This is a genomic window from Arthrobacter sp. 10L430 (genome assembly GCF_056395245.1).
Genome location: NZ_JBFTJD010000001.1, coordinates 270,867 through 283,593, shown reverse-complemented (window position 1 = coordinate 283,593; position 12,727 = coordinate 270,867). Strand labels below are relative to the sequence as shown.

The following is a 12,727-nucleotide window of genomic DNA, read 5'->3' as shown; positions in this document are numbered from 1 at the left end:
TGCGGACATCCCCGCCCCGCCGGTCCTTTGACGGTAGTTTGGAACCATGACCCAACCCGCTTCGAGCTACAACGATGACCTGCGACTGGCCCATGTACTGGCGGATTCCGTGGATGACCAGACCATGAGCCGGTTCAAGGCGCTGGACCTTAAGATCGAAACCAAGCCCGACCTGACGCCGGTCACGGATGCCGACAAAGCCGCCGAGGAGTCCATCCGGGGCCAGCTCTCCCGCTCCCGCCCCCGCGATGCCGTCCTCGGCGAGGAGTTCGGCAGTTCGGGCCACGGTTCCCGGCGCTGGATCATTGACCCCATCGACGGCACCAAGAACTTCGTCCGCGGGGTGCCGGTGTGGGCCACGCTGATTGCGCTCGTCGATGAAGGCGAGCCCGTGGTGGGTGTCGTCAGCGCCCCGGCACTCGGCAAACGCTGGTGGGCAGCCAAGGGCGCGGGCGCGTACATGGGGCGCTCCCTTGCCGCAGCCACCCGGCTGAAAGTCTCGAATGTCTCAAATCTTTCGGACGCTTCGCTGTCCTACTCGAGCCTCGGCGGCTGGAAAGAACGCGGGAACCTGGACGAGTTCCTCGCCCTCACCGAAGACGTCTGGCGTACCCGCGCCTTCGGGGATTTCTGGTCCTACTGCATGGTGGCGGAAGGGTCCGTGGACATTGCCTGCGAGCCGGAACTGAACCTGTATGACATGGCTGCGCTGGTGCCCATCGTCACCGAAGCCGGCGGCCGCTTCACCTCGCTTGAGGGAACCGACGGCCCGTTCGGTGGCAACGCACTGGCCACAAACTCCATCCTTCATTCGGAGGTCCTCAAGCGGCTCAACCCGCAGCTGGACGACCTGCTGTAGTTCGGTCCAGCAAACTTTCGAAGAATTTTCGACGGCGGGCGTCCCCTCAGGAGGGCGTCCGCCGGCGTATCTTCGGCATTCCGGCCAGATGAAGCGGGGCTGTAACAAACCGCTTAACATTCACGTTGGCCTTTTCCATCGCCCGCCGGGATGTCCTACGCTCTTTACAGGTCACGAGTGCCAGCGCGAAACCCCGGTTTGCTGGCCGGCAACCCTCCATTCGCGGTGGGGTGCCCCGGGTGACGACCAGGCCGGTCCGGAACGGACCCGGCAAGCGCGGATCCCCGTCACAAAGGGGTCCTTTCACAGCGAGGTCCCATGACTACTGCAACGTTCTCCTCCAACACCGGCGCCGGCCTGCTCGACGATCGCATTGCCGCTGCCGGACGGCCGCTGGCCGCAGTTACCGGCGCCGAGATCCAGGCTCCGCTGATCCAGGGCGGCCACGTGCGTTACGCCAACCTCGATTACGGCGCGTCGGCACCTGCGCTGTCCGTGGTGTCGGCTTACCTCAACGAGATCCTGCCGTTCTACGCCAGCGTGCACCGCGGCGCGGGTTACGCATCGCAGATCAGCACGTCGGTCTATGAGAACGCCCGGAACATCGTCCGCGACTTTGTCGGCGGCCGCCCGGATGACTCCGTAATCTTCACGCGCAACACCACGGACTCCCTCAACCTGCTGGCAGGCTGCCTCCCGGTGGAGGACCACCACCACACGGGGGAAGTCCTGTACCTCGACATCGAGCACCACGCCAACCTGTTGCCCTGGCAGGGCGTGCCGCACCGCAGCGTGGTGGCATCCGCCACCCTCGAGGCCACCATCGCCAGCCTCCGGGCTGAACTGGAGCACGGCGACGTCAGCCTCCTCGCCGTGACCGGCGCCTCCAACGTCACCGGCGAAATCCTGCCGATCCGCCGCCTCGCCGCGCTGGCGCACGAGTTCGGCGCCCGGATCGTTGTGGACGCGGCACAGCTCGCTCCGCACCGCCGCATCAACATCGCCGCGGACGACGTCGACTATCTCGCCTTTTCCGGCCACAAGCTCTACGCGCCGTTCGGTTCCGGCGTCCTGGTGGGACGCCCTGACTGGCTCGACGCCGGCACGCCGCACCTTGCGGGCGGGGGCGCTGTCAGTGAAGCCCGGCTCGACGGCGTCAGCTGGACCACCGGCCCCGCCCGGCATGAAGGCGGTTCGCCCAACGTCCTGGGCGCTGCCACCCTGGCCCGCGCAACGCAGGTGGTCGCTGCCCTGGACCAGGAGCGCTGGCACGCCCACGAGGCGGCCATCCGGTCCTTCCTCGTCGAGGGGCTGCGGAGGATCGAAGGCGTCACCGTGCACCAGATCTTCTCGGACACCGACGCGGACAACGACACGATCGGCGTAGTGAACTTCTCCGTGGAAGGCTACGACGCCGGCCTGGTGGCGGCCTACCTTTCCGCCGAACACGGCGTCGGACTCCGCGACGGCCGCTTCTGCGCCCACCCGCTGCTCAAGCGCCTGGGACTTCCGTCCGGCTCCCTGCGCGCCAGCTTTGGCGTAGGTTCGCGGCTCGAGGACGCCCAGCGGCTCCTCGCCGGCATCGAGGAACTGCGCCGCACCGGCCTTGGCTGGGACTATGTGGTGGACTCGGGACGCTGGGTTCCGGCCAACGACACCCGCAGCTACCCGGACTGGGCACCCAACACGCCCGGCACCGCCGGCGCGGCCCCCTGCGCGCTGGACTGATCCCGGCACTCCGCCAGGGCGCTCCATGCGGTAAATTCGAAGGGTAAATTTTCAGCCTGCCCTAAGGAGACGGCGCGTGGCACGCGGTGGCCCCAAACTCGACCAGTGGCGGCGTCAGGAACTCGGGCAGAGTTTCCAGGACGGCGGCGAACACTACCACCGCGTCCGTCCCGGCTACCCTGCCGAGTCCGCGGACTGGATCATTCCTGCCGGCGCCCGGACAGCTGCTGACATAGGCGCCGGTACCGGCAAGTTCACCGCCTTGCTCGTGGAACGCGGCCTGGCGGTCAGCGCCGTGGATCCCTCGCCGGACATGCTTGATCAGCTCCGCGTTGCCTATCCGGCTGTGGCGGCGGGTGAGGGCACCGCTGAGGAAACGGGACTGCCCGGCTCGGCCTTCGACGTCGTGACGGTGGCACAGGCATGGCACTGGTGCGAGCCGCTGCGGGCCAGCAGTGAAATCGCCCGGATACTGAGACCTGACGGAGTGCTCGGCCTGATCTGGAACCAGCTGGATACGTCGGTGCCATGGGTCCATAGACTCTCGCGCATCATGCACGCCGGTGATGTCCACAAGCCGGACTTCCGTCCGCCCATAGGCCCCGAATTCACGGGCCTGGAAAGCCACCTGACCCGGTGGGAGGACCCGGTCACCACGGCCGACATCCTCGAGCTGACCAAGTCGCGCAGCTACTATCTCGCCGCCAACGGGGCCACCCGCGCCAAGGTCACCGGAAACCTCGACTGGTACCTCCACGACCATCTGGGTCACGCCCGCGGCGAACTGTTGAGCCTCCCCTACCTCACCCAGACATGGCGGGCCGTCAGGGCGTGATGCCGCATCCGCAACGGGTAGGCTTGGATCTGTGAAGACCAGCACGCCATCCTCCTCGATCGAGGACTACGTCAAGGTCATCTACTCTTTCACGGAGTGGCAGGACAAACCCATTACGTCGACGCAGCTGGCCCAGCGCCTTGGCGTAGCCAATTCCTCGGTGTCCGAGATGGTGCGCAAACTGAAGGACCAGGGCCTGGTCCTTCACAAGCCCTACAGCGCCATCACCCTGACCCAGGAGGGCATGCGCCTGGCCCTTTCCATGGTCCGGCGGCACAGGCTCATCGAGACGTACCTGGTGCAGGACCTGGGGTACAGCTGGGATGAGGTGCACGACGAAGCCGAGCTGCTCGAGCATGCCGTCTCCGATACATTCATCGAACGGATGGCGGCCAGGCTCGGCAACCCGACCCGGGACCCCCACGGCGACCCCATCCCTTCCGCTGACGGCACGGTACAGATGCCGTTGGCCTACCGGATGAGCGAACTCGACGAGGGCCATACTGGCAGGATCACCCGAATCAGCGACGAAAATCCGGAGCTGCTGCGCTACTTGGCCGCCGAAGAGATCGACCTGGACTCCGACGTCGAGGTCATGGGGCGCAAACCGTTCGGCGGCGCCCTCGTGGTGCGTATCGCTTCGGCGGGCAGAAGCCGCGACTTTGATCTCGCCGACGAGGTCACCTCGGCACTGTGGGTGCAGAGCGAAGCAGGCCACCCGGGCTGCAGGATGGCCGGCTCCGGATGAACGGCCACGCCATCGCCGGGCGCCCCATGACTGCGGCAGCATGAAGGCTGCGTCGGCTGATAAGGGAACCGCAGTGACGGCGGCCGGCAGCCACGGCTGGCGGACCTGGGCCGCCGTCGCCGCGGGAGGGCTGGCGGGCACAGAGCTGCGGTACGGTCTCGGCGTGCTGTTTCCGGAGTCCGCCGGCGCCGTCCCGTGGACCACGCTGGCCATCAACGTCGCCGGAAGCTTCGTCCTTGGCATGCTGACCACCATCTGGATCGCGCGGCCGCGCACTGCCTTCTGGCTCCGTGCCGCCATTGGGCCAGGTCTGCTCGGATCCTTCACCACCTTCTCAGCGGTGGTTGCTTCAGTGGACCAGCTGGCTCGCGGTGGGCTCCACGCAGTATGGGTTCTCTACCTGTCCCTGTCCGTCCTGCTGGGCCTTGGCGCCGCGGCAGTCGGCTGGAAAGCCGGGAAAGCGTTCGGTGCAGGATACTGGGGCAGTCCATGACGGCCGGGGTCCTGGCTACGCCGCTGCTGGTGGGACTGTTCGGCATTGCCGGCGCCCTCATCAGGTTTGCCGCGGACACCTGGCTGGCCGGCAAGCCAACGCCCCGCCGCCACTGGCCCTGGGCCACGTTGCTGGTCAATGTCGCCGGGTCCCTTGTCATCGGACTTTCCATCGGTCTCAGCAGCCGCTTCGGACCGGAATGGCATGCAGCGCTGGCCACCGGACTGGCCGGCGGCCTGACCACCTTCAGCTCCTGGACCACGGCCACTGTCCGGCTGGTCAGCGAGGATCGGTACCCTGCCGCAGCGCTCAATGTCGGGATCAACCTCGTGGCTGGGCTGGCGGCCGCGGCGGCAGGCATCGCCCTCAGCGGCGGGTAGTCCCCCGGAGGCGGGCCGGCCGCCCAAGCGGCGCCGGCACCGCCGTCGTGCTCCGCTTTCAGGCTTGCTGCTGCGGGACAGGGTTGCGGATTCCGACGGCGGAGGCGGCCGCCCCGAGCAACAGCAGCACCGCCGTGGCAATCAGGGCCCGGTGCAGGCCTTCTGTCGTCAGGACCGGGCCGATGATGAACCCGGCAAAGGCGATGCACACGAGACCGGCAATCCTCGAGACGGCGTTGTTGACGGCCGAACCGACGCCGGCCTGGTCCTGCGGAACGGCACCGAGGATCGCCGTCGTGAGGGGCGCAACGGTCATTGCCAGGCCCAGACCGAAAACCAGCTGCCCGGGCAGCACCTGGGTCCAGTAGCTCAGCGGCGTGCCCACCGTCAGGGTGAGCAGGAAGCCCGCTGCGCACAGTGCCGGCCCGCATGCCATGAACCAGCGGGGACCGTGTTTGCCTGCCAAGCGGCCAAAAAATGACGCCGATACCATGAGGATCACGGTAGACGGCAAGAGCGCAAAGCCTGCCGTGGTCGCCTTCATGCCGCCGATCTGCTGGATGTAGATGCCCAACGCAAAGAAGCCGAGGGAGAATCCGCCGTAGATGGCTGCAGTGGCAACGTTGCCCCAGCCGAAGTTCCGGACGGTGAACATCCCCAGCGGCAGGATTGGTGAGTCCGTCCTGGATTCGTGTACAAGAAACAGAATCAGGCACACGATGCCCGCGGCGAGGGGAAGCCAGACCTGCGGGCTGGCCCAGCCCGCCGTCCCCTGCTCGATCAGGGCATAGACCGGCCCGCCCAGTGCCCCGACTGCCAGCAGCGCTCCCGTAACGTCGATGCTGCTCGCCGGATCGGGCGCAGCGTCCGAACTGCGCAGCTTCGCCAGCACCGGCCAGATGGCGGCAGCAGGGAGGACGTTGATGAAAAAGATGACGCGCCACGAGAGGAGATCCACGGACACTCCCCCGATCAGCGGGGCGACAATGGCGGCGGCGCTGGTCCAGGCAGACCACTTGCCGATCGCCGCACCCTGCGCGCTGTCGGAAAAGTGGTTGACGATCAGGGCCAGGGAGCTGGGAACCAGCAGCGCACCGGCGACTCCCTGCAGGCCGCGGCTTATTACCAGGACCTCCGCGGTCCACGCCGCACCGCAGAGAACTGACGTTGCGGCGAACCCGGCCAGACCCCATTGCAGCACCCTGGCACGGCCGAAGTGATCCGAGAGTGAGCCGGCGGCGAGGATCAGGGCACCCAGCGTCAGGAGGTACGCGTCCACTACCCACTGCTGGATGGGCAGCCCGCCGCCGAGTTCCCGGCCTATTGCGGGGAGTGCAATGCTGACCACAAAGCTGTCCAGGATGGCCATGAACGACGCCACGATGGCCACCATGAGGACCTGGCGCTGCAGTCTGGTAGGAACAGCGCGGGAGGCTGCATCGGTCATGCTTTACCGTATCGTGGACTGTGATGATTAGCAGACGCGATGCGGCAATTGCCCTTGATGTACCTATGGAAATGGCCCAGCGCCACGGCATTCCCAGCCGGCTGACGGAAGCCGAGCTGGGTGAGATCCTGGACAATCCCCCACAGTGGCTACTCCAGTCGCGGGCCAACCGCACGGGAAAGCGCCCGGTGTGGGTTCATCTGCGCTGCGACGTCTGTGGCTACGAGGAGGCCGCGAGGCCCAAAAAATGGTGGCCGGAGTTTACCTACGTCAGCTGCAGCCACCACAGCCCGGCTGACATTCCGGCACCGGCTGCGGGGTTCGTCAGAAGCGAATTCGACGGCGTGGGCAGCCGCTTCGTGGGCATCTCGGACGTTTCCGTCTGAGCCGCAGGTGGCTTCGCCGGGCAGTTACATTCGGCGCGAAACAGGCGTAATTTACGTAGGGAGGGGCACTCTCCTGCTCCTCGGACGAGGGAGCACGCCATGCCGGACAAGTCACCGCACACGCATCAGCTGAAAAAAGCGGGCAAGACCATAAAACAAAAACGCGCGGACAAGAAAGCGAAGGGGCCCCTTGAGGGAGCACCGGATCCCGTCGCGCATCTGAAGAAACGTTCATAGCCGCACGTAAATGCACTGAAGAGCGGGGCCGGTTCCGGCCCCGCTCTTCATGTTTGGCGGTCCCGCTCCCTTGAGCGGTCCTGGTGCCGTCCTAGCCGGGCTCCGCCATTTCCGCCGGGACGGCCACAATCTCCAGCTCGTGCCCGTCCCGCAGGACCACGATGACCATGGGTTCGCCGATGGCGTCGGCGAAAAGCAGCTTTTGCAGGCTTTCGGCGTTGCTCACCGGGCGCGATGCCGCCCTCAGCAGCACGTCGCCCACCTTCAGGCCCGCGTGCTCGGCAGGGGAACCCGAGAGCACTTCAACCACGCGCAGGCCGTCGCGCTGGCCGGTGCGGATGACCGCGCTGGGGCCGAGCCTGATGGGTGTGCTGATCACGCCCAGGTAGGCGCGGCGTACCCGCCCGTCAGCCAAGAGCGCGGCGATGATCCGTCGGGTGGTTTTATTGATCGGCACCGCCAGGCCCAGGCCCGCGCCGGCCACGGCGGTGTTGATCCCCACGATCCTGCTGCGGGCATCCGCCAGGGCACCGCCTGAACTGCCGGCGTTCAGGGCGGCGTCCGTCTGGATGACATCCTCGATGACCCTGCGGTTGCGCCCGGCCCAGACGGGGATGGCCCGGCCCAGGCCGCTGACCACGCCCGCCGTCACAGAACCTGCGAGGCCGAGCGGGTTGCCGACCGCAATGACCAGCTGACCCACACGGAGGGATTCGGCATCGCCGAATTCCGCGGGCGCCACGTGCGGCGCCCGGCCGCGGACCACGGCGAGGTCTGAAAGGGGATCCGCCCCCACCATTTCAAGGTCAGTCGCGGAGCCGTCTGCGAACACGGCACGGCCCTTCTGCGTTCCGGCGACCACATGGGCGTTGGTCAACAGGTAACCGTCTTCCGTAAACAGCACGGCGGAGCCGGCTCCCACCCGGAACCGTCCGTTGCGCCCGTTGCCTGTCATTTCGATCGCGGCGACGTGCGGCGTGACCGTGCTGGCCACCCGGATCACCGTCTCGGAGTAGGAATCGAGGGGCCCGTCGTCTCTGTCAGGACCCGGTGAAGTTGCAGGCGCCGTGGACATGGCGCGCCTCCCTTGGCCGTTTCGTGCTTGGCGAAAATTGATTGGTATCTGGAACAACCCCTGCCGCGGCCCGGCTAGTCCCTGGCGGGCTACGCCGTCGGTGAACACCGACGTAGGTCACATCGCGGCCTGAAAACAGAGCTTAAACACGTACAGCCCGGACGCGGGTCCGGGCTGTACGTGTTCGGCTTTTATACCGTGGAGATGGGGGGAATTGAACCCCCGTCCGATGTCGTGTTGTCAGGGCTTCTCCGGGCGCAGTTTGCGTCGGATTTTCTCGGCCCCAGCCGTCCTGCAAACAGGCGGCTGATCCGGGCCCAGTCATCTAAGAGTCCCGTTTACCCCGATGACGGGGGCAAACAGCAGTGGCTATCTAAATGACGCCAGGATCCGGGGCGATAGCAGCCTCGGGCTGACGGACTGTCTTACTGCTTAGGCAGCAAGAGCGAAGTCAGTGCGCTTAGATTCGGCACTTATTGGTTTGCAGACAGCGTTTACGAGATAATTCTGCATCCTCGGCCCGCTTCACCTGTCGCGACTAACATCGTCGAAACCGATCATCCCCGTATTTTGTTACCAAACCGGCTGGAACCATAAGTTCCTGCCGGACTATTTATCATAACGCATCCGTCGGGCGAGAAATTCCTAGCCGCGGTTGCGTTCCCGCATCACGCGGAGCGCCTCGCGCTTGTCCTGCTGTTCCCGCAGGGTCTGGCGCTTGTCATATTCCTTCTTGCCTCGGGCGATCCCGATCTCCACTTTGGCACGGCCGTCCAGGAAGTACAGCTGGAGCGGCACGATCGTAAAGCCGGACTCCCTGATCTTGTGCGAGATCTTGATCAGCTCCTCGCGGTGCAGCAGCAGTTTGCGGCGCCGGCGGGCGGCGTGGTTGGTCCAGCTCCCCTGATTGTACTCGGGGATATGGATACCCTCCATCCACAGCTCGTCGTTGTAGAACGTGCAGAAGCCGTCAACCATGGAGGCGTGGCCTTCCCGGAGGGACTTTACCTCGGTGCCCATCAGGGCGATGCCGGCCTCGTAGGTGTCCAGGACATGGTAGTCATGCCGGGCCTTCCGGTTGGTGGCCACTACCTTACGGCCACTTTCTTTCGGCACGGTAGAACTCCTCAGATCTTTGAAAGTTGGGTGCTTCGGCTGTCGCGGAGCAAAGTCATTCCAGTGTACGGCAGTCGTTCGGCCGGTTGCGGCGGGGTCCGGCCATCACAGCAGGCGCATGGGGTCGACTGCTTCGCCGTTCAGCCACGTCTCAAAGTGCGAGTGGCAGCCGGTGGAGTTACCGGTGGTACCCGAGTACGCGATCAGCTGCCCCTGGCTGACCTGCTGCCCCACGGAAACCACGACGCTCGTGTTGTGGTAGAAAATCGTTGTCAGAGAATTGCCCTGGACCACGCCGTGGGAGATCTTGACGTTGTTGCCGCCGCCGTCATCTGCCCAGCCGGCCGAGATCACGGTGCCGGCCGCGGGCGCATAGACGGGTGTGCCGCAGGCGGCACCGAAGTCGATGCCGGTGTGCATGTAGCCGCCGGCGCCGTAGAAGTCGATCGTGCCCGGCGGCGTTGCCCGCCAGCCAAAACCGGAGGTGATCGGGATGCCGGCGTCGAACGGGTGGCGGAGACCGAAGGCCGACGGCGGACCCGCCGCCGGCGGCACGTAAGGCTGCACGATCCGGGCCCGGGCAGCGGCTTCCTCGTCACCACGGGCGCGGGCAGCAGCCTCGGACTGGGCGCGCGCCGCCGCTGCGGCGGCCTCAGCGATGCGCCGCTGCTCCGCCAGCCAGGCTTCGCGCAGCTTCCGGTCCCGTTCAACGATCTCGGCAGCAACTTTGTCCTGGCGCGCTTTGACTGCGGCAAGTTTGCTCTGGATGCCGGGTTTGGCGGCTTCCAGCTGCTTGTTCAGGCGTGCGGTGTCCGCGATGAGCTTGTCCACCTTGGCCTTCTTGGCAGCTGCCTCGTCGCGGGCGGCTTTTTCCTTCTCCAGGGCGGCGTCGGCCTTGGCCTTCAGGTCCTGGATCTCCGCCTCAACAGCTTCCAGCCGGGCCTGCGAATTCACGTTGGTGGCATTTTGCTGGCTCAGCTTGTCCATGGCGGAGTTCTGGCTGCGCATGGCCTGGTCTGCAAGGTCGATGGTGTCGGTGAGGCTGCCGGTGTTGTTCGAGCCAAAGAAAAGCGTCAGGTTCGAAGGTACACCGCCGGACTTGTACGCCTGGGTGGCGATCTGGCCGATCAGCTTCTTGGTGCTGGCAATTTTCTGTTTGTCGGAATCAAGCTGCTGGGTGATCTTCGCCTTGTTTTGCTGGGCCAGATCCACGCGGGCAGCAAGGGCTTCCACCTCTTTCACCGCACTCGCCACCCGGCCCTGGGCCTCGAGCAGCGCCTGCTGGGCGCCGGGGAGCTGGCCACGGAAAATGACCAGGTCTCCCGCGGCTTTGGAGATCTTCGCATCAACGAACTCCAGGGATTGCTGGACGCGGGCCGCTTCGTCCTTGAGCGCGGCCTGCTGGTCTTCCAGGTCGCCGGCAAATGCGGGGGCTGACGATCCGAGCCCGGCGGCCAGCACCACCGCAAGTGCGGTGCTGATGATCCTGCGCTGGCGTCCCGAAGGGACGCCCGGCAGCTGCCGGCCGGGCTTTGCAATCATGGGCGTTCCTTCGATATGCATGGCCTATACCCTCAAGTATCGGCGGAGGGTCAACAGAGATGAAGTACCGGCCAGAACTACGCCCAGGCCGATGAGCGCCGGCGCCAGCAGCAGGGTCTGCGCTGGGGAGATAAATGCCGTGTCCGGGTACTGCTTGGACATGTATTCGCCGAGGAAGAAGTGCGCCACCGCCCAGAGGGTGCCTGACGCCAGCGCTGCACCGATCACGGCTGCGATAACGCCCTCCAGGATGAACGGCAGCTGGATCACCGTCTTTGACGCGCCCACGAGCCTCATGATCCCGGTCTCGCGGCGCCGGCTGAAGGCCGACAGCCTGATGGTGGTGGCAATGAGCAGGATTGCGCAGACCGTCATGACCCCGGCGATACTCACAGCCACCAGGGATGCTGCATTCATGACGGAAAACAGCCGCTCCAGGACCTGCCGCTGGTCGATGACCGTTTCCACCCCGGGCTGCGAGGAGAAGGTTTCACTGATGATCTGGTACTTTTCCGGATCCTTCATGTTGATCCGGAAGGACGCAGGAAGCTGGTCCGGGGTGACGGAGTCCACGATGGGAGAGTTCGAGAACTGCTCCTTGAAATGCTTGTAGGCGTCGTCCTTGGACTCGAACTGGAAGTCGTTGATGTACTGGGAAACGGCCGGTGACTCAAGGAGCGTCCGCAAGTTGTCCTGCTGCTCAGGCGTCGCTGAACCCGAAGCGCAACCGGCCGCCGTCGAACCTTCACCGCAGAGGAAGACCGCTACCTGGACTTTGTCGTACCAGTAGCCCTTCATCTGGTTGATCTGCAGCTGGAGCATGCCGGCGGCGCCAACGAACGTGAGTGACACGAAGGTGACCAGGATGACCGAAACCACCATGGACATGTTCCGGCGCAGGCCGCTGCCGATTTCCCCGAGGATGAACTGTAGCCTCACAGCCGGCCCTCCCCTGAACGGTTGGATGTATGCCTTTCCGGCGACACGTTACGCGGGTCGTCCGGCGCGGGGAATCCCCCGCCGGCCTCCTCCCGGCCGCTGGCATCGCGGAGCCTGCGGGACTGGCCGACGATCGGAATCATCGACGTGTAAAGGGCGCGGGCTTCGTCGCGGATGACCACGCCGTTCTTCAGCTCCACGACGCGCTTGCGCATTTCGTTCACGATGTCGTCATCGTGCGTGGCCATGACCACGGTGGTGCCGTTCTGGTTGATCTTGTCCAGAACGCCCATGATCCCCATGGACGTGGTGGGATCGAGGTTGCCGGTGGGCTCGTCCGCCAGCAGGATGCCGGGACGGTTCACCACGGCGCGCGCGATTGCCACGCGCTGCTGCTCGCCGCCGGAGAGCTCGTGCGGCATGCGCTTCTCTTTCCCCTCCAGCCCCACGGTCTTGAGTACTTCGGGGACGGTGTCCCGGATGACGCTGCGGCTTTTGCCGATGACCTGCATGGCGAAGGCGACGTTCGCGAACACGTTCTTTTGCGGGAGCAGGCGGAAGTCCTGGAACACGACGCCGATTCCGCGGCGCAGCCTCGGAACGCGCCAGCTTGAGATGTTGGCGACGTTTTGCCCTGCGACATAGACGGTGCCGGACGTGGCGCGGTCTTCCTTGAGCACCAGGCGCAGGAACGTCGACTTGCCGGATCCGGATGCGCCGACAAGGAAGGCAAATTCACCACGGTCGATTTCAAGGGTGACAGAGTCCAGCGCGGGCCGGGTTGTCTGGTCGTAGACCTTGGTGACATTTTCGAATCGGATCATGACCCTATGTACCCTGCAGGACACGGCCCTGTGGGCCTGGTCTGCAACCGGTGCGGGGGCTTTCTCTTGGGGGAAGGAGAGCTCCGGCTTCTCGACTATACCTACGGGGGCAGGAACT

Annotated in this window: 14 protein-coding genes, 1 other RNA gene and 1 riboswitch; of the genes, 8 read left to right on the top strand and 7 right to left on the bottom strand. The window is 65.5% G+C overall.

The window, feature by feature from the left end; all coding sequences use genetic code 11:
* Nucleotides 1-46: 46 nt before the first annotated feature.
* From hisN to AC1DDG_RS01225, 6 genes are all read left to right on the top strand, one after another.
* Entirely contained in the window at nucleotides 47-859 is an 813-nt protein-coding gene (gene hisN / locus AC1DDG_RS01250; protein WP_230116948.1) for a histidinol-phosphatase, read from the top strand.
* A gap of 169 nt (nucleotides 860-1,028) precedes the next feature.
* Nucleotides 1,029-1,142: riboswitch (SAM riboswitch) on the top strand.
* Nucleotides 1,143-1,177: 35 nt separating this feature from the next.
* A complete protein-coding gene (locus AC1DDG_RS01245; RefSeq protein ID WP_230116949.1) occupies nucleotides 1,178-2,587 on the top strand; it encodes an aminotransferase class V-fold PLP-dependent enzyme in 1,410 nt (469 codons plus the stop codon).
* Between the two features lie 76 nt (nucleotides 2,588-2,663).
* Entirely contained in the window at nucleotides 2,664-3,422 is a 759-nt protein-coding gene (locus AC1DDG_RS01240; RefSeq protein WP_476874659.1) for a class I SAM-dependent methyltransferase, read from the top strand.
* A gap of 31 nt (nucleotides 3,423-3,453) precedes the next feature.
* A complete protein-coding gene (locus tag AC1DDG_RS01235; protein ID WP_476874658.1) occupies nucleotides 3,454-4,170 on the top strand; it encodes a metal-dependent transcriptional regulator in 717 nt (238 codons plus the stop codon).
* Between the two features lie 40 nt (nucleotides 4,171-4,210).
* Nucleotides 4,211-4,663 carry a fluoride efflux transporter FluC gene (locus AC1DDG_RS01230; RefSeq protein ID WP_476874657.1) on the top strand — a complete coding sequence of 151 codons (453 nt, stop codon included), beginning with the start codon at nucleotides 4,211-4,213 and terminating at the stop codon, nucleotides 4,661-4,663.
* Nucleotides 4,660-5,043 carry a fluoride efflux transporter FluC gene (locus AC1DDG_RS01225; RefSeq protein ID WP_476874656.1) on the top strand — a complete coding sequence of 128 codons (384 nt, stop codon included), beginning with the start codon at nucleotides 4,660-4,662 and terminating at the stop codon, nucleotides 5,041-5,043. The genes AC1DDG_RS01230 and AC1DDG_RS01225 overlap by 4 nt, the downstream gene beginning before the upstream one ends.
* Nucleotides 5,044-5,101: 58 nt before the next feature.
* On the opposite strand, the gene AC1DDG_RS01220 is transcribed toward AC1DDG_RS01225, so the two are convergent.
* Complete coding sequence (locus tag AC1DDG_RS01220) at nucleotides 5,102-6,490, bottom strand: MFS transporter (protein ID WP_476874655.1); 1,389 nt, start codon at nucleotides 6,488-6,490, stop codon at nucleotides 5,102-5,104.
* Nucleotides 6,491-6,513: 23 nt separating this feature from the next.
* On the opposite strand from AC1DDG_RS01220, the gene AC1DDG_RS01215 reads away from it, so the two are divergent.
* Nucleotides 6,514-6,876 (top strand): hypothetical protein, encoded by a 363-nt coding sequence (locus AC1DDG_RS01215; protein WP_230117053.1) that lies wholly within the window; start codon nucleotides 6,514-6,516, stop codon nucleotides 6,874-6,876.
* Nucleotides 6,877-6,975: 99 nt separating this feature from the next.
* Complete coding sequence (locus tag AC1DDG_RS01210) at nucleotides 6,976-7,113, top strand: hypothetical protein (protein WP_230116955.1); 138 nt, start codon at nucleotides 6,976-6,978, stop codon at nucleotides 7,111-7,113.
* Between the two features lie 91 nt (nucleotides 7,114-7,204).
* On the opposite strand, the gene AC1DDG_RS01205 is transcribed toward AC1DDG_RS01210, so the two are convergent.
* The 6 genes from AC1DDG_RS01205 to ftsE all read right to left on the bottom strand — a co-directional run bounded on the left by AC1DDG_RS01205 (nucleotide 7,205) and on the right by ftsE (nucleotide 12,609).
* Nucleotides 7,205-8,188 carry a S1C family serine protease gene (locus AC1DDG_RS01205; RefSeq protein ID WP_230116956.1) on the bottom strand — a complete coding sequence of 328 codons (984 nt, stop codon included), beginning with the start codon at nucleotides 8,186-8,188 and terminating at the stop codon, nucleotides 7,205-7,207.
* 196 nt (nucleotides 8,189-8,384) lie between these two features.
* Nucleotides 8,385-8,753, bottom strand: a transfer-messenger RNA (tmRNA) gene (gene ssrA, locus AC1DDG_RS01200).
* An 80-nt stretch (nucleotides 8,754-8,833) separates the two neighbouring features.
* The gene (gene smpB, locus AC1DDG_RS01195) at nucleotides 8,834-9,304 is read right to left on the bottom strand and encodes an SsrA-binding protein SmpB (protein WP_476874654.1); all 471 of its coding nucleotides are present in this window, start codon (nucleotides 9,302-9,304) and stop codon (nucleotides 8,834-8,836) included.
* A gap of 105 nt (nucleotides 9,305-9,409) precedes the next feature.
* Nucleotides 9,410-10,846, bottom strand: a complete 1,437-nt coding sequence (locus tag AC1DDG_RS01190; protein WP_476874653.1) for a peptidoglycan DD-metalloendopeptidase family protein — start codon at nucleotides 10,844-10,846, stop codon at nucleotides 9,410-9,412.
* A 24-nt stretch (nucleotides 10,847-10,870) separates the two neighbouring features.
* Nucleotides 10,871-11,785 carry a permease-like cell division protein FtsX gene (ftsX, locus tag AC1DDG_RS01185; RefSeq protein ID WP_230116959.1) on the bottom strand — a complete coding sequence of 305 codons (915 nt, stop codon included), beginning with the start codon at nucleotides 11,783-11,785 and terminating at the stop codon, nucleotides 10,871-10,873.
* Nucleotides 11,782-12,609, bottom strand: coding sequence for a cell division ATP-binding protein FtsE (ftsE, locus tag AC1DDG_RS01180; RefSeq protein ID WP_230116960.1), 828 nt, complete (start codon nucleotides 12,607-12,609; stop codon nucleotides 11,782-11,784). Before ftsE ends, ftsX begins: the two co-directional genes overlap by 4 nt.
* Nucleotides 12,610-12,727 lie beyond the last annotated feature (118 nt).

Coding starts and splice junctions, on each gene's coding strand:
- hisN (WP_230116948.1), top strand. CDS start 47: ATGACCCAACCCGCTTCGAGCTACAACGATGACCTGCGACTGGCCCAT.
- AC1DDG_RS01245 (WP_230116949.1), top strand. CDS start 1,178: ATGACTACTGCAACGTTCTCCTCCAACACCGGCGCCGGCCTGCTCGAC.
- AC1DDG_RS01230 (WP_476874657.1), top strand. CDS start 4,211: ATGAAGGCTGCGTCGGCTGATAAGGGAACCGCAGTGACGGCGGCCGGC.
- AC1DDG_RS01225 (WP_476874656.1), top strand. CDS start 4,660: ATGACGGCCGGGGTCCTGGCTACGCCGCTGCTGGTGGGACTGTTCGGC.
- AC1DDG_RS01220 (WP_476874655.1), bottom strand. CDS start 6,490: ATGACCGATGCAGCCTCCCGCGCTGTTCCTACCAGACTGCAGCGCCAG.
- AC1DDG_RS01215 (WP_230117053.1), top strand. CDS start 6,514: ATGATTAGCAGACGCGATGCGGCAATTGCCCTTGATGTACCTATGGAA.
- AC1DDG_RS01210 (WP_230116955.1), top strand. CDS start 6,976: ATGCCGGACAAGTCACCGCACACGCATCAGCTGAAAAAAGCGGGCAAG.
- AC1DDG_RS01205 (WP_230116956.1), bottom strand. CDS start 8,188: ATGTCCACGGCGCCTGCAACTTCACCGGGTCCTGACAGAGACGACGGG.
- AC1DDG_RS01190 (WP_476874653.1), bottom strand. CDS start 10,846: ATGATTGCAAAGCCCGGCCGGCAGCTGCCGGGCGTCCCTTCGGGACGC.
- ftsE (WP_230116960.1), bottom strand. CDS start 12,609: ATGATCCGATTCGAAAATGTCACCAAGGTCTACGACCAGACAACCCGG.